The organism is Azonexus sp. (assembly GCF_049652925.1).
Classification (GTDB): domain Bacteria; phylum Pseudomonadota; class Gammaproteobacteria; order Burkholderiales; family Rhodocyclaceae; genus Azonexus.
This window is the reverse complement of the sequence record NZ_JBASFI010000024.1, coordinates 181,200-198,992: the sequence shown is the minus strand read 5'-3', so window position 1 is coordinate 198,992 and position 17,793 is coordinate 181,200. Positions and strand designations below refer to the sequence as shown.

14 protein-coding genes are annotated in these 17,793 nt (G+C 56.5%); 11 read left to right on the top strand and 3 right to left on the bottom strand.

Annotation, left to right across the window (positions count from 1 at the left end; translation table 11 throughout):
* Nucleotides 1-94: 94 nt before the first annotated feature.
* The 7 genes from fabI (at nucleotide 95) to WBK19_RS13185 (ending at nucleotide 8,367) form a co-directional block, all read left to right on the top strand.
* Nucleotides 95-868 carry an enoyl-ACP reductase FabI gene (gene fabI / locus WBK19_RS13215; RefSeq protein ID WP_511290602.1) on the top strand — a complete coding sequence of 258 codons (774 nt, stop codon included), beginning with the start codon at nucleotides 95-97 and terminating at the stop codon, nucleotides 866-868.
* Nucleotides 869-972: 104 nt separating this feature from the next.
* Nucleotides 973-1,548, top strand: a complete 576-nt coding sequence (locus WBK19_RS13210; RefSeq protein ID WP_226497583.1) for a hypothetical protein — start codon at nucleotides 973-975, stop codon at nucleotides 1,546-1,548.
* The gene (locus tag WBK19_RS13205) at nucleotides 1,545-2,033 is read left to right on the top strand and encodes a hypothetical protein (RefSeq protein WP_511290424.1); all 489 of its coding nucleotides are present in this window, start codon (nucleotides 1,545-1,547) and stop codon (nucleotides 2,031-2,033) included. The genes WBK19_RS13210 and WBK19_RS13205 overlap by 4 nt, the downstream gene beginning before the upstream one ends.
* Before the next feature lie 21 nt (nucleotides 2,034-2,054).
* Nucleotides 2,055-3,473 (top strand): bifunctional enoyl-CoA hydratase/phosphate acetyltransferase, encoded by a 1,419-nt coding sequence (locus WBK19_RS13200; protein ID WP_511290422.1) that lies wholly within the window; start codon nucleotides 2,055-2,057, stop codon nucleotides 3,471-3,473.
* A complete protein-coding gene (locus WBK19_RS13195; RefSeq protein WP_511290420.1) occupies nucleotides 3,474-4,655 on the top strand; it encodes an acetate/propionate family kinase in 1,182 nt (393 codons plus the stop codon). It abuts the gene before it with no gap.
* Between the two features lie 210 nt (nucleotides 4,656-4,865).
* Nucleotides 4,866-7,763: an adenosylcobalamin-dependent ribonucleoside-diphosphate reductase gene (locus WBK19_RS13190; RefSeq protein WP_511290418.1), complete on the top strand. Its 2,898-nt coding sequence runs from the start codon at nucleotides 4,866-4,868 to the stop codon at nucleotides 7,761-7,763.
* A 328-nt stretch (nucleotides 7,764-8,091) separates the two neighbouring features.
* The gene (locus WBK19_RS13185; RefSeq protein WP_511290416.1) at nucleotides 8,092-8,367 is read left to right on the top strand and encodes a hypothetical protein; all 276 of its coding nucleotides are present in this window, start codon (nucleotides 8,092-8,094) and stop codon (nucleotides 8,365-8,367) included.
* A gap of 243 nt (nucleotides 8,368-8,610) precedes the next feature.
* Here WBK19_RS13185 and WBK19_RS13180 read toward each other — a convergent pair whose 3' ends face one another.
* Nucleotides 8,611-9,315 (bottom strand): hypothetical protein, encoded by a 705-nt coding sequence (locus WBK19_RS13180; protein ID WP_511290415.1) that lies wholly within the window; start codon nucleotides 9,313-9,315, stop codon nucleotides 8,611-8,613.
* Nucleotides 9,316-9,788: 473 nt separating this feature from the next.
* Between WBK19_RS13180 and WBK19_RS13175 the strand changes: the two genes are divergently transcribed.
* The 4 genes from WBK19_RS13175 to WBK19_RS13160 are packed head-to-tail and all read left to right on the top strand — an operon-like array spanning nucleotide 9,789 to nucleotide 15,497.
* The gene (locus WBK19_RS13175) at nucleotides 9,789-10,445 is read left to right on the top strand and encodes a TnsA endonuclease N-terminal domain-containing protein (RefSeq protein ID WP_511290413.1); all 657 of its coding nucleotides are present in this window, start codon (nucleotides 9,789-9,791) and stop codon (nucleotides 10,443-10,445) included.
* 2 nt (nucleotides 10,446-10,447) lie between these two features.
* Entirely contained in the window at nucleotides 10,448-12,448 is a 2,001-nt protein-coding gene (locus WBK19_RS13170) for a TnsB C-terminal domain-containing protein (protein ID WP_511290411.1), read from the top strand.
* 22 nt (nucleotides 12,449-12,470) lie between these two features.
* Entirely contained in the window at nucleotides 12,471-13,505 is a 1,035-nt protein-coding gene (locus WBK19_RS13165; protein ID WP_511290409.1) for a TniB family NTP-binding protein, read from the top strand.
* 3 nt (nucleotides 13,506-13,508) lie between these two features.
* The gene (locus WBK19_RS13160; protein WP_511290407.1) at nucleotides 13,509-15,497 is read left to right on the top strand and encodes a TniQ family protein; all 1,989 of its coding nucleotides are present in this window, start codon (nucleotides 13,509-13,511) and stop codon (nucleotides 15,495-15,497) included.
* 23 nt (nucleotides 15,498-15,520) lie between these two features.
* Here WBK19_RS13160 and WBK19_RS13155 read toward each other — a convergent pair whose 3' ends face one another.
* Together WBK19_RS13155 and WBK19_RS13150 are read right to left on the bottom strand one after the other, a co-directional pair.
* A complete protein-coding gene (locus WBK19_RS13155) occupies nucleotides 15,521-16,444 on the bottom strand; it encodes a bacteriophage abortive infection AbiH family protein (protein WP_511290405.1) in 924 nt (307 codons plus the stop codon).
* Between the two features lie 30 nt (nucleotides 16,445-16,474).
* Nucleotides 16,475-17,503, bottom strand: a complete 1,029-nt coding sequence (locus WBK19_RS13150) for a hypothetical protein (RefSeq protein WP_511290403.1) — start codon at nucleotides 17,501-17,503, stop codon at nucleotides 16,475-16,477.
* Nucleotides 17,504-17,793 lie beyond the last annotated feature (290 nt).

The window sequence follows — 17,793 nt, the reverse complement described above, 5'->3', positions numbered from 1 at the left end:
TTCACCCAAACATGGTGCAGCGCAATACTCCTGGACCTAACCTGGAAGGAAGAACAGCATGAACACAATAAACGAACAAGCCCCGCTGGCCAGCATGAATGCTCTCTTGCCGCTGGCAGGCAAAAAAGGCCTGATTACCGGTGTCGCCAACGACAAGTCGATCGCTTTCGCGGTGGCCAAGGCCATTCGCGCCCTGGGCGGCGAAATTGCCCTGACCTACCAGAACGACAAGACGGCTAAATACACCCAGCCGCTGGCCGAAGCACTCGGTGCCAAGCTCTTTCTGAAGCTTGATGTCACCGAAGAAGGCAGCCTTGAAGCCGCCATCAAGCAGTGCGGCGACGAATTCGGCGAACTCGATTTCGCCATCCACTCGATGGCCTTCTGCAATGGCGACGACCTGCACGGCCGCGTCATCGACACCACCGAAGCCGGTTTCGACTCTGCCATGAACATTTCCTGCCACAGCTTCCTGCGCATGGCCAAGGCGGTCGAACCGCTGATGGCGCACGGTGGCTCGCTGATCACCATGTCCTACCTCGGCGCCGAGCGCGTCGTCCGCAACTATGGCGTCATGGGCATCATCAAGGCGGCGCTCGAATCGGCCGTCCGCTACATGGCCTACGACCTCGGCCCCAAGGGCATTCGCGTCTTCGCCGTGTCGCCCGGTCCGATCATGACCCGGGCCGCTTCCGGCATCGCCAATTTCAACACCCTGCTCGAGAACGATGCCGCCAAGGCACCGCTCGGCCGCACCGTGACCATTGACGAAGTCGGTGCCCTGACCGCCTTCCTGTGCACATCCGGCTCGTCCGGCATGACCGGGCAGACGATCTACGTTGACGCCGGCGCCCATATCGTCGCCTGAGGCCGTTTTTGTAGCGATTGCTACGGTCAACCGGAAAAAAAGGCTAAATTTCGAATTGGCGGGGGACTAGCTCCCGCCAGCTTGAAACGATTTCGGAGAATCTGATGCCTGACATTGACGGACTACTCCCCGATCCCGTACCGGATCATCCGCTGTTGCGTGGCAGGCAGGAAATCGGCCGCGGCGAGAGCACCATCGTCCTCGAAGCCGACACCGTAGATGGCCAGGAGCGCGTCTACAAGGTGCTCTCCTCGCCTACCGACTATGCCTACTACACCGCCGATGATCGCCCGACCGGCAACCATTTTCCGGTCGTCTTTGCCGATCACGGCACGGTCGGCCGCTCCAGCCGCGGCTTTCCGTTTCATGTCGTCGAAGTCGAGCGGCTCTACCCGCTACCCGTTGCCGGCGACGCCGCCGAAGTAGCGACCAAGTTGTCCACCTCGTATTTCGACGCCTGCATGATGTGGCGCAACCTGGCTCAGGACATGGGCCGCATCGCCCTGCACCACCTCGTCGTGACGCCGATGGGATGGACCGATGCGCTCAAGGAATCGCTCAAGGCGGTGGAAGATTTTTCGACTGAATACGGCGCCCTGCCCGACCTCATCAAGGCCGACAACCTCATGATGCGCAAGGACGGCACCCTGGTTTTCTCCGACCCGGTATTCATGGAATGAGCATCAGCAAAGTTTATTTCGCCTCGCGTGAACTGGCCGAATCGCTCATCGGCAAGCCGTCTATGGCAGTCATATCGATTACCGATCCGGGCACTCCGGAAGCCAACCTGCACGCCAATTTCGAGCACGTCCTGCGCCTGGCTTTCTATGACGCCATGCCGGCCGACGAGTACCTGCCGGCGCCGATGCCCGGCCTCTTCGATTACCGGATGGCCCGCCAGATCGCCACCTTCGTCCAGGACCTGCACAACGCCCCGGATGCGGTTTCGATGCTGGTCCATTGCGAATACGGCGTCAGCCGATCGGCCGCTGTGGCCCTTTTCGTCGAAGCCTATTCTGGTGCGCCGCTGATTTCGCGCGAATTCACCGGCGAGGCCAACCAATGGGTCGTCGACCAGCTGTCGCAATTGCGCCCCGAACTGGATATCGACATTCCGCCGGCCAATGCGGCACGTGACCGGCGCAGCAGGCCGCGACCGGCCTGACCATTTACCTGGAGCATTACCATGCATGAAAGCAGCGAGCAGCGTTATCTGGTCAACAAGACCTACGACGAAATCCGCGTCGGTGATTCAGCCAGCCTGACGCGAACCCTGATGCCCGAGGATGTGAAGCTGTTTGCCATCCTGACCGGCGACGTCAATCCCTCGGTGGTCGACCCGGGCTATTCGGAAAGCGGTTTGTTCCGCGAAGTAATCGCTCACGGCATGTGGAGCGGCTCGCTGATCTCGACCGTCCTGGGCACCCAGTTTCCCGGGCCCGGCACAATCCTGATCGACCAGTCACTGCATTTTGCGCGCCCGGTCACCATCGGCGACACGATCACCATCACCGTCACCGCCAAGCAGAAATTCGATCACAACAAGCACATCAATTTCGACTGCGTATGCACCAACCAGGAAGGGCTGCAGGTCGTACGCGGCACCGCCGAAGTGCTGGCCCCGGAAGAGAAAGTCTCCCGCCTGCAGGAAATTCACATGCCGGCGATTCGCATCGACGACAAGCACGAGCGTTACATCCACCTGCTCGAACGGGTCAAGGGTCTGGAGCCGATCCCGACTGCCGTCGCCCACCCCTGCGATTTTGAATCGCTGAAAGGCCCGGTCATGGCCTTCCAGGCCGGCATCATCGAACCGATCCTGGTCGGCCCGGAAAACAAGATCCGCGCCATTGCTGAGGAGTTCGGCATTGATCTCTCCGGCATCCGCATCGTCCATGCCGCGCACAGCCACGATTCGGCTGCACTGGCTGTTTCGTTGGTCCGCACCGGCGACGCCGAGGCCTTGATGAAAGGCAGCCTGCATACCGACGAGTTGATGGGCGAAGTCGTCGCCCGTGCCAACGGTTTGCGTACCAGCCGTCGGATCAGCCACGTTTTCGTCATGGATGTGCCGACCTATCACCGCCCACTGCTCATCACCGACGCGGCGATCAACATCGCCCCGACGCTCGAGGAGAAGGCCGACATCATCCGCAACGCCATTGATCTTGCCCACATCCTCGGCATCCCGGAACCCAAGGTGGCGATCCTGTCAGCGGTCGAGACGATCAATCCGAAGATTCAATCGACGCTGGATGCCGCCGCCCTGTGCAAGATGGCCGACCGCGGCCAGATCAAGGGCGGCATCCTCGATGGCCCGCTGGCTTTCGACAACGCCATTTCCATTGTCGCAGCCAAGACCAAGGGGATCAAATCAGCCGTTGCCGGCCATGCCGAAATCCTCGTCGTTCCCGACCTTGAATCCGGCAACATGGTCGCCAAGCAGCTCGAATACCTGGCCAATGCGCTGACCGCCGGCATCGTGCTCGGCACCAAGGTGCCCATCGTGCTGACCAGCCGCGCCGACACGGCCGAAACCCGTACCGCATCGTGCGTCATCGCCGCACTGATCGCCCACCACAACCGCAAAACTGGAACCGTCTAAATGAAGCAAGGCATCCTGACGATAAATGCTGGATCGTCATCCATCAAGTTCGCCCTTTTCTCCCTCGCCCACCCGATTTCCCCGGAAGCCGAAGTCTCCGGCCAGATTGACGGCATCGGCACCAACGCCACCAAAATGGTTGCCAAGGACCGCTCTGGCGAAAAAATCGCCGACCAGATGATCGCCGGCGAGCAGGTCAGCCACGACCAGGCTTTCGATGCGCTGCTCAAATGGTTCATGGCCACCCATGCCGGCTGGCAGATCGTCGCCGTCGGCCATCGCGTGGTGCATGGTGGCGAGCGTTACTCGCAGCCGACCATCGTCGACGACACCGTGCTCGGCCACCTGACCAGCTTCATCCCGCTCGCACCGCTCCACGAACCGCACAACGTCGCCGGCATCCGCGCCCTCCAGGCGCTGCTCCCCGGTGTGCCGCAGATCGCCTGTTTCGATACTGCCTTCCACCGCAGCCAGCCCGATGTCGCTCAAACCTTCGGCCTGCCCCGTGCCCTGTCGGCTGAGGGCATCAAGCGCTATGGCTTCCACGGCCTGTCCTACGAATTCATCGCCCGCGCCCTGCCCCAGCATTCGCACCGCGCCAACGGCCGCGTCGTCGTCGCCCACCTCGGCAACGGCGCCAGCATGGCGGCCATGGTCAATCGCAAGTGCGTTGCCACGACGCTTGGCTTCTCGACCATCGACGGCCTGTTGATGGGCACGCGCTGCGGCAATCTCGACCCGGGCGTCATCCTGCACCTCATGGAAACCAAGGGTCTGTCGGTCAAGGACATGACCAAAATGCTCTACAAGGAATCCGGCCTGCTCGGCGTTTCGGGCATTAGCCAGGACATGCGCACCCTGCTGTCGAGCAACAAGCCGGAAGCCCAGGAGGCAGTTGACCTGTTCTGCTACCGCATCGCCCGCGAACTCGGCTCACTCGCTGCAGCCTCTGGCGGCATCGATGCGCTGGTGTTCACCGGCGGCATCGGCGAACACGCCGCCGAGGTTCGTCGCCGTGTCTGCCTGCAGTCCGAATGGCTGAGCATCCGTCTCAATCCGGAAGCCAATGCGCGTCACGATATCGTGATCAGCGCCGGCAACAGCAGCGTCGACGTACTGGTCATTCCGACCAATGAAGAATGGATGATGGCGCACCACGCGCAGACACTTCTCGCTCTCTGAAGAATTTATTTTTCTTCATGAGCCCCGGTAGCGAAAGCCGCCGGGGCTTTGTTTTTTCGGGGTTTTTTTACGCCGACAGCATCAAGAAACAGGGACACACAAAACACCGTATCTAGTCAAGATATTGCCTTCGAGCACTATATCTAGTAGCTTTGCAACATTCGAAAATTAACAACCCAAAAAAATCCGAATTTTGTAGAGGAGCCTTGGATGAGCAAAATCGCCGAACAGCTTTCGCTGACAGACATTCCCGCAGCACCGGAATTCGCCCCGCTGCCGGAGCAGGAAATTTCCGCTGAAGTGCTCATCGAGAAGTACGCCAAGGGCAAGGAAACCAACGTCCACGACGTGCGCCGTCGCGTTGCCTATGCCCTGTCCCAGGTTGAGCAGGAAGCTGATCGCGCCCACTGGGAATCGAAGTTCCTGTGGGCCCAGGAAAACGGTTTCATTCCGGCCGGCCGCATCAATTCCGCCGCCGGCACCGATCTCCAGGCGACGCTGATCAACTGCTTCGTGCAGCCGGTTGGCGACTCCATCGTCGAAAACACCGATGGCAAGCCCGGCATCTATACCGCCCTCGCCCAGGCCGCTGAAACGATGCGCCGCGGCGGCGGTGTCGGTTATGACTTCTCGTCCATCCGTCCGCAAGGCGCCCGCGTCAAGGGTACCCAGTCGCGCGCTTCCGGCCCGGTGTCGTACATGCGCGTTTTCGACCGTTCCTGCGAGACCGTCGAATCGGCCGGCGCCCGCCGTGGCGCCCAGATGGGCGTCTTGCGCTGCGACCATCCGGATATCGAAGTCTTTATCCACGCCAAGGACAAGGGCGACCTGACCAATTTCAACATCTCGATTGGCGTCACCGACCCGTTCATGGAAGCAGTCGATGCCGACGGCGACGTCGAGCTGCTGCACCGCGCCGAACCGAATGCCGAGATGCGTGCGGCCGGCGCCTATCAGCGCGACGATGGCATGTGGGTTTACCGCAAGCTGCGCGCCCGCGAACTGTGGGACCAGGTCATGAAATCGACCTACGACCACGCCGAGCCGGGCATCCTGTTCCTCGACCGCATGAACAAGGACAACAACCTCAATTACTGCGAAGTGATCGAGGCGACCAATCCGTGTGCCGAACAGCCGCTGCCGCCGTATGGCTGCTGCTGCCTGGGTTCGATCAACCTGACGCTGTACATCAAGGACGCTTTCTCCGAGCAGGCCGAATTCGATTTCGACACCTTCGCCGAAGTCATCCGCATCTCGACGCGCATGCTCGACAACGTGCTCGACGCCACCCACTGGCCGCTTGAGCGCCAGCAGCAGGAAGCCGCCAACAAGCGCCGCGTCGGCCTCGGCTACACCGGCCTCGGCGACGCGCTGACCATGCTCCGCCTGCGCTACGACAAGCCGGAAGCCCGCGCCATGGCGGCCCGTATCAGCGAATTCATGCGCGACACGGCCTATATGTACTCGGTCGAAATGGCCAAGGAACGCGGTGCCTTCCCGCTCTTCAACGCCGAGCTCTATCTGTCCGGTGGCAACTTCGCTTCCCGCCTGCCGGGTGACGTCAAGGCCGAGATCCGCAAGCACGGCCTGCGCAATTCGCACCTGCTGTCGATCGCCCCGACCGGCACCATTTCGCTGGCTTTCGCCGACAACGCCTCGAACGGCATCGAACCGCCGTTCTCCTGGACCTACAGCCGCAAGAAACGCATGCAGGACGGCACGATCAAGGAATACTCGGTCGAGGACTACGCCTGGCGCCTGTACAAGCATCATGGCGGCGATGTTTCCAAACTGCCCGAGTACTTCGTTACGGCACTCGAAATCTCTGCCCAGGCGCATAGCGACATGGTTGCCGCTGTCGCTCCGTTCATCGACACCTCGATCTCGAAGACGGTCAACGTGCCGGCCGACTACCCGTACGAAGACTTCCAGGATCTCTACATGAGCGCCTGGAAATCCGGCCTCAAGGGTCTGGCCACCTATCGTCCGAACAGCGTGCTCGGCTCTGTACTCTCGGTAACCTCGACCGAACCGGCCAAAACCGAAGCTGAAGCAGCCAAGGCGCCACAGGATTTCGTCTCTGACGCCAACCGCCGCCTGTCGATCAAGAACCTGCCGGCCCCGGTGCTCGCCAGCCTGCGCTGGCCGGGCCGCCCGAACCTGCCGGAAGGCAATCTGTGCTGGACCTACATGCTCGACTCGCCGATCGGCAAGTTTGCGCTGTTCGTCGGCCACGTCGAACCAGAAGGCCGGGCCTGGCCGTTTGAAGTCTGGGCCAACGGCCCGGCCGAACCGCGCGGCCTGGGCGCCGTCGCCAAGACGCTGTCCATGGACATGCGCGCCAAGGACCACGCCTGGCTGGAAATGAAGCTCGACGCGCTGGCCAAGACGCCGGGCGACTCCTTCGAAATGCCGATGCCGCCGCACGGCGAGCGCAAGCGCGTGCCGTCCGTGGTTTCCGCCATGGCCCAGGTTATCGCCTGGCGTTGTGAACAGCTCGGCGCCTTCAAGCACGAAGGCCCGACGCCGGTGAAGGACGCCCTGTTCAGCGCCAAGGAGCCGAAGACTGGCACCGATGGCACGCTGTCCTGGACGGTAGACATCACCAACCCGTCGACCGGCGAAGATTTCGTCCTCGGTCTCAAGGAAATCACGCTGCCGGATGGCGTTACCCGCCCCTACTCGATGTGGCTCTCGGGCAACTACCCGCGCGCCCTCGACGGCCTCTCCAAGCTGCTCTCGCTCGACATGCGCGTCCTCGACCCGGCCTGGATCGGCATGAAGCTGCGCAAGCTGATCGACTACTCCGAGCCGCTCGGCGACTTCATGGCCTTCGTGCCGGGTTCGCGCAAGCAGCAAACCTTCCCGTCCACCGTGGCCTACATCGCCCAGCTCATCATCCACCGCTACGCCATGCTCGGCATTCTCGACGAGAGTGGCTTCCCGCTGCAGCAGATGGGCATCCTCGAAGCGCCGGAAGACTCTACCAGCAACAAGGTCCTGCCGACGCAAGGCAAGCTCTGCGGCGAGTGCGGCAACCACACGATGATCCGCAAGGACGGCTGTGATTTCTGCACGGCCTGCGGCGCGGTAGGTACCTGCGGCTAAATCAGCCAATGCTACGGTCAACCCGAAATGTGGGAACCCCCAATGTTTGCAATTGGGACCACATAGTCTGCAATTCTTGCCCCTATAGTTTGCAACTGTAGGGGTTTAGAAACCTCTTTATTGAGGCGCATAAAATAAGGCGCATATTGAGTGATCAATATGCGCCTTTTCATTTAAACAAGGCTCGCTTACAAACGATTGAGCCCTATCCCCGCACCTTTCATCGATAGAAAAAATCAAATCACGAAAACGTTCGTGAATCTCAATATTGCGGAATATTGAACAATGCAACCAAGCATATTTTTGATTAAATCATCGAGGAACAAAAATGAACGGAATTCACAAATACCTGATGGCGGTAGCTACCCAATCAATTCGCCAAGCGGCAGGCAAACTTATCGCAAAAAGCGAGCTCAACCCAGTTGAGATTGCTTCTAGCCTAAGCGAACTATTAACCGAAATGGAAAGGATAGAAGAAAGTCCAATGCTCAAATCTACGTGCGAAGTTGATTACAAAGGTGGATGGGAAAACACACGACCAACCTTAACTGACACCGGCATCAATCCTATTTTTATCAAGCCAGCCAAGAATAATAGCGCGTAACTCCGGACAGGTACCAACAGGAAGGTTTACGTTATTACTAGTGTTATTATCATCCTTGATACCAACCACGGTTAACGTAAGCTCTTCCTTATCTCCAGAACCTGAAAAATAAAAATCAGCAACGAAATCAAGATTAATATAACGATTTTCAAATTTCAATATATTAGCCACAACATCAAACCTCGCAAAATAATTAATAAATGTTCCCAAACAGCTCCGACTTACCTCTAGGCAAAACCAATCCTACTGCGACAACTTGATCTGATTATTAACTTTATTATTTATCAACAATCCTTTAGCCCAGTGGCGACGTAGAATTTCACCAAACTCCATAGGAATGGTTGTTCCCTCAAGTTCATCCCAATCAAGCGACCTCAGAATAGATTTGGTTATCTCTACCCCATATTGATATAACTTGACCGACTGGACCAGTTCTGCCTCACGCACCATTGCAAGTCCAGCGAGGAGATCATCACCAGTACGTGAAGCAAGCATATGGCGCAATACAGGTTCGATATCTAGAAGCTCATGCCGCCAGAAGACCTCGCTTGCCAGTTCAGGGGGGAGAATGAAGAAATTCCGAATTTTCATGGGCAACCCTTCATAGATTCGCCGAATCTCACTCATCTCCATCGGAGCCTCGTCGGCTAAACGCCATAGCGGCGAAAACAGCCACTTTTCCGTACCCGGGTAACGCGCCTCTACTCGCTCAACCAACTTTGGCCGGCCATCACCTTGGAATCGGCTACGAGGAACGACCTCTCCTCGCTTGTATTTATTCCAAATACAGGAGCGCGGCGCCTGGGCACTCCCTTCTTCCCGAAACTCCTTCTCCAGTTCCCCCACCGTCAGTCCGCTCGCCTGCGACACGGCATAAAACCAACTCCGGACCCGCATCGACCGGATTTTTGGATTCTCCACATAGCGCCAGGGTTGCTTGGTCATCATTCTGATAGGAAATCGACTCCGAATATAGTCTGAATTTTCCTTTTATATTAGTTAGTTATCTTGAAATTAGTCAAATTTCTTTCTAGATTTTGACAATGACTAGAAAAGCCAAAGCCTTCCGGGAGAATCGTTTTTAGTCCCGCCATTCTGGTGAGACAGGGATGGCCACCCATTAGGCCAAATCAGAAGGAGAAAGACAGAGACAGGACGCAATGACAGGGGGCCCTTTCGTGGGCCAAAAGCGACAACGGCCCAAGCTCTCCCGAGCCCAGGCCGTTTTTGAAGAAAATCTAGTTTCGCACACCAGATGACTTCATTCTACGATCAGAAGGCGACAAGTCAAGCGCCTCTCTGCCGGTGTCGCTCACCTTCGGGAATCCAACAGCTGATGTCATTCAGACGTCGGCACGCTTGAGTTTCGCCTGCGATTTGTCCCGGTCTCTCCGTGTTCAGCAACTCTGAAGGAGAGCGTCATGACTTATCAAGTTGAAATTGAATTTGCCGAGGAAGAACGCGCCCGCCGCGTTATATCTCGCTCCAACAGCCGCGTCACCGGCAAATATCCTGGCCTTAAAAGTCGCCGAATGCATTACTGGGAGTCCTCCCTCGAGCGAGATGCTTTCATGCTCCTGGATGTATCCACCGAGGTCGTCTCATTCGACGAGCAGCCCGTAACCCTCCACTACGGCATCGGCAAGAAGCTTCGTCATTACCCGGATGTGCTTGTCTCGTACCCAACCCGCCAAGTGTTCGTTGAGATCAAAACGGACCGCGAAGCGCAAACCGAGGAAATCATTACCCGAACTGCCTATCTGATTCCGGCATTAGCACATCATGGCTATGGCTACCGGATCTGGACCGAATCGGAAATTCGGGATCGATCGTTCCGTTTGTCCAATCTGAGATTTCTGCTCAGGTTTGGGCGGACTGAGGTCGAGCTTACTCGGTTCGAATGGCTTCGGCAGTTGTTCAGAAAACATGCTTCGCTACCTTGGAAGGAGATCGTCGGCCAACCGACCGATGGCGGAAAACTTTCAGCCCTCTGCCGACTCATCCTCGAGGGACGACTTCGAATCGATCTGACACGACCGATTCTCCCGGAATCATTGATCAGCGTAGGGAGGATGTAATCATGAGCCGCGCAAAATTCATGAAAGGGATGGAAGCCTATCTGGATGGCCGCATCTGGATTTTCCTTCGGCAAATCGATGCTGGCCTCTGGCAACTCGAGGACAAGGTCACAGGAGAACTGAAACGGCTTCCACAAGCCGAACTACTCAATCTTTACCTCGACGGTCGCTTCAGATTCGTCGAAACACCTGAAGCACAGCCCTCAATCAGCAAGAAAAAGCAACGTGAGAACGCCATCAGCCAGTTCAACTGCCTGCCGGAAAAGCTGCGCAATCGGGCGAAATACCGTCGGCATTACGTCGAGGCATTGCTGACCAAACTGGGGCCTACACCAAGCCAAGCCATGGCCAAGGAAGTCATCAAGGCTGAGTGGAAGGAAATCAAATGGCCGGCAAAGCCACCTCATTACGTAACGGTATGGCGATGGATGAAGCGCTACCTACCGGGTGGCAACGATATCCGCTCCGTTGTTGACCAGTATTGCCGCTCCGGCAATCGAGATGCCAGGCTCCCGGCCAAGCTGATTGAAATCATGGAGGCAGCCATCGACAAGGTCTATATGACCCAGGAGCGTAAAACAGTCCAGGACACCCTCGACTATGCAATCACCGAAGTCAGGCGCGAGAACGCTCTCCGACTCGAGGACTGTCAATTACCGAGGCCTAAACTGCGCCAGGTCAGGCGTCTGATTAACGCCATTCCTCCATATGACCGATATGCCGCTCGCCACGGCAAACGAGCTGCTGACATCCATTTCCGGTCAGTCAAGAAAACTCCGGGCACTTCGCTACCGCTTGAGCGGGTCGAAATCGACCACACCCGACTTGACGTCTTTGTCGTCGATGAAGAGACAATGCTACCCCTCGGGCGCCCGTGGCTGACACTCTGCATCGATGCTCATACGCGCATCATTCTCGGCTTCGATCTCAGCTTCGACCCACCCAGCCATCTCACCGTCGCTCGCTGCCTTCGGCATGCGATGCTACCCAAAGGCAATCTGAAGGAGAAATATCCGGCAGTCGAGGGCACATGGGAGATGTTCGGCGTCATGGATACGCTGGTCTGCGACAACGGCGCGGAGTTTCACGGAGAAAGCCTTGAATCCGCCTGCCTGACTTTGGGTATATCCATTCAGTATTGCCCGCGCAAGCAACCGTGGTTTAAAGGACCTGTTGAGCGTGTCCTGGGCACGTTAAATCGGGGGGTTGCACACGGCGTTCCCGGAACGACCTTTTCCAACATCTTGGAAAAAGGCGATTATGACGCAGCAAAAAACGCCACGATGACGTTGAGCACCCTGCGAGAAACCCTGCATGTCTGGATCGTAGATCACTACCACCAACGTCCTCACAAAACCTTGGGCGACACGCCAGCACATGCCTGGAAGATCGAGACGGTTGGCCTGGACATCCCGATTCCCGCCGACCCCAATGAACTCAAAGCCATCCTTGGCACGATCGACACCCGTCGCCTCACGCACAAGGGAATCGAGATCAATAGTCTTTTTTACAACTCACCCGAGGTACAACTGGTTTCCCGGCGCCTGGGAAACAACCTTGATGTGACCGTGAGATTCCAGGCCGACAACGTAGGGGAAATCCATATTCTGGTGCCCGATACCAGCATATATCTGGCAGTGTCGGCCATCGACCTTGAGTACGCCAGAGGATTGACCCTTTGGCAGCACAAGGTCTGCCGCAGGTTTGCCAAGCGCAATCTGCAGGGGCGCACGGATGTCGAGGCTTTGGCCGAAGCCAAGCGCCGGATAACCGAACTGGTTCTCGATGACTTCGACCGCAAGGTTCGGAGAAGCCGGAATCGAAGTTACCGCTTTCTGGGCCATCACGGTACTTCGCCATTAGCTCAAAACAGCGCGATGCTGCCGGCACCACCAATGGATCCTCCACCCACCGCCACTCCAACTGTTCCGCTGCCAAAAATCAAGCAGGCCCGAACTTTCAAGGCGTTGGTTGAACCGCGTCGCCCCGATAGCACCATTTAATCCTGCCCCCAGGAGAGCTCAAATGTCATCTTTTTCAGTTACCTCTGAAAATCTCGACGATCTCGTCGACCGAATCCTGATCCCACACACACAGTTCGAGCGGGCTATCGCCCGTATCGAGCAATGCCTACGGGTAATGCAGAGATGCGCTGACCCTGTCGGCCTAGCCATTGTTGGAGAATCCCGAACAGGTAAATCACGCACCCTGGAGCACTTTGAAAGTCGTCATCCGCCCATCCGGACCGCCGATGGGAGAAAGGTTCCGTTCCTTCGCGTCAAGGTTCCGTCCAAGCCAACCGTCAAGGGTTTGGCCGAACTGCTTCTCTACCATTTGGGCGACCCGGCTTTCGATAAAGGGACAGAAATCGCCAAAACGCTTCGCCTGGTGATTTTGCTTGAGCAGGCAGAAACGATAATACTGGCACTGGACGAATTCCAGCACTTTTACGACAAAACGACCCGTAAGGTTCAGCATCACGTAGCCGATTGGCTAAAAGTCCTGGTCGATGACGCCAAGCTGGGGCTGATCGTTACGGGCCTGCCCAGATGCCTGTCCGTCATCGAGCAGAACGAGCAGTTGGCCGGCCGTTTCATGACGCCGATACATCTTCCTCGCTTCGACTGGACGAACGAGGATGACCGTGAAGAATTCTCTGGCATCTTGATTGGGATGGGGGAAAGCCTGTCAGTCTTCAAGTGGCCTCAGCTAGATTCGCCAGAAGTCGTTTTTCGCTTTTACTGCGCCACAGGAGGATTGATTGGCTACCTCACCAAGCTGCTGAAGCAGGCAACTTGGAATGCACTGGATGCTGACAACCGTTCAATCGGCCTGCCGGAACTGTCCGTAGCGCATCACGAAGCGCTGATCAAGAATGACCCAGCGTTACAGCCAGGATTCGATCCCTTCCAAAGAAATTTCAGTTGCGAGATGACGGAGGAAATTATCCATCGGGTCAGGGCCATCGGCACAGTCCAGCAGGAACCGCCAACCCCAAGGAAATCTTCCGGCCGTACACGTAAGCCGAAGGCCTCGGAAGTCTTGTCGGGGAGAATCTGAGCAATGTACACGACCTGTCCCGATGGCCAGCTCGTGTACACCCCTCCCGCCAAAAATCGGGAGGGGTTGCTCGGTTACGTTCTTCGGCTCTCTGAAGCCAACGGCTATGACACGCCATGGCACATTCTCAAAATGGCTGGCCTGACTCAATCGCAGATGACCAGCGCCTCTCTACCGATCGGCAAACTATCCCGGCTTATAGGCCGGCCGGTTCAGGAACTGGAGCAACTACCGTGGCAACGATATCCAAACGGGGATTCCGTGCCCACGGACGGACGTGCAGAACTACTGGCACACCTCCTTTTGAAGCACCCAAAAATCTGCCCCCATTGTGTTGCCGAAAATGGCTTTGTCGACCCGGCTTGGGATCTCCGTCTCATGCTGGCTTGCCCAACACACGGTATCACCTTGGTAAATCGCTGCCCTGCATGCCAGCGCAAACTGAGTTGGTTTCGCCCTGGCCTGTTGCGATGCCGCTGTGGGCACGACATCACGACAGCAGAACACTCGGCCCTTCCACAGCACACCCTAGATCTTCTTCAGGTCATTTACGACACAGTGCATGGTTTGCCCACTAATCCGCGGCCACCAAGCAGAATTCCAGCGAATGACCTGCATCGAATGGGAATTGACGATCTTCTCAAGTTGCTAGGCAAGGTAGGAAATGCACTGATTGGGAATGAACCACGAGGGAAATACAAAGCCTGGTCACAGGACCGACTCGAGCGTATCGCTACCTTCTTTCAGGACTGGCCGAAGCATTTCCATCACTTCCTGCGTACCAATGACCCAAGACCAAATCAGGCAACCATGGGACTAGTACGACGCTTCGAAGACTTCTACCGAAGCGTCGTAATGGCGAAGAGGATCCCAAGGGAAAAGATGCTTTTCTTCCGAGCTGCCTTTGGGCAATACGGCAGCTATTACGGCGTCAACGCCGGCGCCGACCCACGGTTTTTCTTGTCGCCACAGAAATGGCGGGCATTACGTAAGAACCACTCCGTTGCACAAATTCGCCGACAAACCCATGAAAAAAGTGCTCCCACCGATGTCTTAAATCAAACCGAGCTTGCCAGGCAACTCGGCGTACAAAGCATCACCGTACGCCGTTGGGCTGAGCAGGGCTTGTTCGGGCTGAAACGTGAAGCTGGAACCGTCGGTGGACAAGCGTTCTACAAACCACCGTCCCAACTGCCACGTAGGGCCACGGGCACGCTGGACACACGTAAAGCGGCAAAGTATCTGGAGATTCCGGTCAGTATCTTGGAAAGGCTGCGCCGCGATGGCTATTATTGCGCTGGCTATTTTGGTACCCGCGTGACCCAGTTCAACCAACTCGATCTGAACAAGTTACGCATCGACCTACTGGAACGTGCACCAGCCGCGCTCTCAACCCTACCGGCAGAGCATGTCACGCTGACAGCATTTTTTCGGATGAAGCTCTATGGCGTCGAAAACAAATACCAGATCGTACGCAACATTCTGGATGGCACACTCGTTCCTGCCGGACACCTGGGCAAAAATATCGGTGACATCGCGATCGCCAATCAATCGATCGAAGCTTTCCGGCAGGATATGACCGTCCACGACGCTATCCCCGCCATAAGGGCTGCGAAAATACTCGAATGCGATGCAAGCGTTTGCACAACACTGGTAGCCATTGGACAGTTGGAAGGTATCTATCACGGCCGTTTTTTGTATGTCACAACCGAGAGCTTGGCGAGTTTCCAAAAACGATACATATCTTGCGTGAGTATTGCGAACCGCCTTGGTACGTCTTCACGGCGTGTAACGCGGATGCTCTTAGCTGAAGGAGTTGATCTGCTCAGAGTACAGCGTACCTACCGATCGAACATTACACCGCAGGCTTTTTGCTCGACGCAGGACGCCGAAAGAGCTTTTGGCCAAAACACCTCGCCTCTTTTCTATCAAGAGGAGTCCGCCAGAGAACTCTTAGCAGAGCAGTACGCAGCATCAACGACGTATCGTTGATCGACCTATCGGCACCGCCCTCACTAAAATTGCGGAGTCCACCGTTGGGATTCATCTAACCGAGCAAAGCTTGCCTGAGATATGTCGATGCCGAATCTGGAGAACTTCAACTGGGTATCCATCAGATCGCGGTGGTAGCTAATGGTCCATCTCACCGAAGACCTATCGATATTCCTCATGATTTCATCGAAATAAGGGGTATCCACCTCGGCCAGCGAGTGCCCCATCACGAAAACTTGCCGGATCGACTTCAAATTGGCGAAAAACGGTTGATTGTGCGCGATGATTTGGGCCGTCGGTTTGAAGGTTGCTGAAAAATAGCCATCTACTATCTGGTTGCCTTCAGCGACGCGAACATCCGCTTCGGACATGTCCACATGGTAGTTAAGTGAGTCCGATTCCGCTCTTTCCCAGCCGTGTCCAATGACAAGTTGATCGGTCGGGTTGCTGGCATTCCCGTGAATGTGAAGAATCTGATCGTTGGGGATGCCGTATACCTGCTGCAAGGTCGGTGTGTAGTTGAAATTGAGATAACGAGCGCTCGGATCGAGCGACAGTCGCACAGTCTTGCAAATTGAGCGAGATGGGATGGGAAGCTGCCTCACCCACTGGGCGAAGCGCTCTTGTAGCGTTGAGGAAACCGCCTCAACGACACGCTCCAATTCGTACTGATAGTCGTGGTGACCTGAGTCGCTCCAATCATCAGCGCCGTAGGACATCAAGAATTGCGATGCATAGTCTATGGCAGCTTCGGTATCGAAGTGGGCCAATTGCTGTTCGAACTGCCACCAGAACTCATCATCGACGCTGAAATAAGCCTCGACTTCGCGATAGGTATCGCGATCGATGGCCGACAGGTAGCCCCCGAAATCGCGATAGTCGGAGGGAATGTCGTGGTGACGGTCGAAGCCGTTGCCAATGATGTAGAGCGCCGGCGACAGATTCATCGCATCAGGTTAGGAAACGTGGTCGTACACTCAGTCATCACGCATCACCTTTTCGTATACGTGTAAGTGGTACCCGCAAAGCCCACCGTTCGACTGGTCCTCTTGGCGTAGCGGTTCCTCGCAGAGCGTACATTCAGGGTAATCAAGTTCCGCCCCGCACCATAAGCAATGTTGCTCGCTAATGACAAAAGTTGAGCGCCCGCATGCATTGCACTCCTCGACATCAGCTTCACCGCCATCGCGAGGATCATAGTCGTCTGCGTCGTTAAGCTCCTTGACCATCAGTGGGCCGATCAGGTCTGAATGGCCGCAGGCCACACAGACGTACCTGAAAGTGTCATCCTGGTTTTCGATGCTGGCACCTTCGTCGATATCCTCCTGACTGGGGCGTAGAAGGGAGGAGCCACAGTCCTCGCATTGGCACCTCTCAAGCCAGGACTGCATCATCTCGGGGGTACCGGCATCCGCCCACGCAGCCTTGCACGCAGCAATAGTATCCATGACGAAATTGTGGTGGGCGAGCAGCACAGGCCAGGCTGTACCGAGTAGTTCGGCGGGCTGCTCGTTCAATTGCGTCAGGATGAAATCGCGCAACACAGGGAACAGCTCGGCAACGAAATCGGCTACTTCGCCCAGCGTATTTGCCGGGTGTAGATGTTCCAGGTGGTTCCGACAATCCTGCAGCGTGTTGATGGTGGGCCAGTCGACTTCGATGCCAAACCCGTCAAACCGCTTCTTGATGGTGACCACATCGATGGTTGTGGGCTTGAACTTGCCGACCGGCTTCCATTCAATGCCACCGTTTCCGTCAGCCAGAGGGAGAACCTCGGGGGGATTGAAGATGAGTGCAAAGGCCTGATCGGGGTCGTCGACCGAAACCGCGATCCTGTACTTGAACAGAAGCAGGATACCTGCGAATAGATTGCGCACTGCAGAGAGGGCGCGAGCCGGATCTCCTCCTTGCTCTTTTGCCAGTTGGCTACGCTGGAAATCCTCGATGCCGAGGCGAATCGAGGTCAGCGCATTTTCCTTTAGTTTTTCTGCGTCCAGTTCTGGCATGGTGAGTTGCCTTTTCAGCGAAGAATGATTGGATACCAGAGACGTAATGGAAGATTGCCCCCTCAGGCGATAGCCAATGGCATGTGAAATGGCTCCCCAAAAAAACCATGCCCTCGGGGGCATGCTTGCGCAGAGGTCACACCGAGGGCTTGCTTTGTTTTAATAGTATCGCTTTCTTGAGCAATTCGGACCAAAAGCAACAATGTTTTGGCGAGACATAGCACTAACGAAGCGTTTCTCCATGTGATTATTACGATGCGCACATGAGCAACGAAATTGCCGTGGCACTG

Excerpts from the sequence above, each read along its gene's own strand:
- fabI (WP_511290602.1), top strand. The coding sequence starts at position 95 with ATGAATGCTCTCTTGCCGCTGGCAGGCAAAAAAGGCCTGATTACCGGT.
- WBK19_RS13210 (WP_226497583.1), top strand. The coding sequence starts at position 973 with ATGCCTGACATTGACGGACTACTCCCCGATCCCGTACCGGATCATCCG.
- WBK19_RS13205 (WP_511290424.1), top strand. The coding sequence starts at position 1,545 with ATGAGCATCAGCAAAGTTTATTTCGCCTCGCGTGAACTGGCCGAATCG.
- WBK19_RS13200 (WP_511290422.1), top strand. The coding sequence starts at position 2,055 with ATGCATGAAAGCAGCGAGCAGCGTTATCTGGTCAACAAGACCTACGAC.
- WBK19_RS13195 (WP_511290420.1), top strand. The coding sequence starts at position 3,474 with ATGAAGCAAGGCATCCTGACGATAAATGCTGGATCGTCATCCATCAAG.
- WBK19_RS13190 (WP_511290418.1), top strand. The coding sequence starts at position 4,866 with ATGAGCAAAATCGCCGAACAGCTTTCGCTGACAGACATTCCCGCAGCA.
- WBK19_RS13185 (WP_511290416.1), top strand. The coding sequence starts at position 8,092 with ATGAACGGAATTCACAAATACCTGATGGCGGTAGCTACCCAATCAATT.
- WBK19_RS13180 (WP_511290415.1), bottom strand. The coding sequence starts at position 9,315 with ATGATGACCAAGCAACCCTGGCGCTATGTGGAGAATCCAAAAATCCGG.
- WBK19_RS13175 (WP_511290413.1), top strand. The coding sequence starts at position 9,789 with ATGACTTATCAAGTTGAAATTGAATTTGCCGAGGAAGAACGCGCCCGC.
- WBK19_RS13170 (WP_511290411.1), top strand. The coding sequence starts at position 10,448 with ATGAGCCGCGCAAAATTCATGAAAGGGATGGAAGCCTATCTGGATGGC.
- WBK19_RS13165 (WP_511290409.1), top strand. The coding sequence starts at position 12,471 with ATGTCATCTTTTTCAGTTACCTCTGAAAATCTCGACGATCTCGTCGAC.
- WBK19_RS13160 (WP_511290407.1), top strand. The coding sequence starts at position 13,509 with ATGTACACGACCTGTCCCGATGGCCAGCTCGTGTACACCCCTCCCGCC.
- WBK19_RS13155 (WP_511290405.1), bottom strand. The coding sequence starts at position 16,444 with ATGAATCTGTCGCCGGCGCTCTACATCATTGGCAACGGCTTCGACCGT.
- WBK19_RS13150 (WP_511290403.1), bottom strand. The coding sequence starts at position 17,503 with ATGCCAGAACTGGACGCAGAAAAACTAAAGGAAAATGCGCTGACCTCG.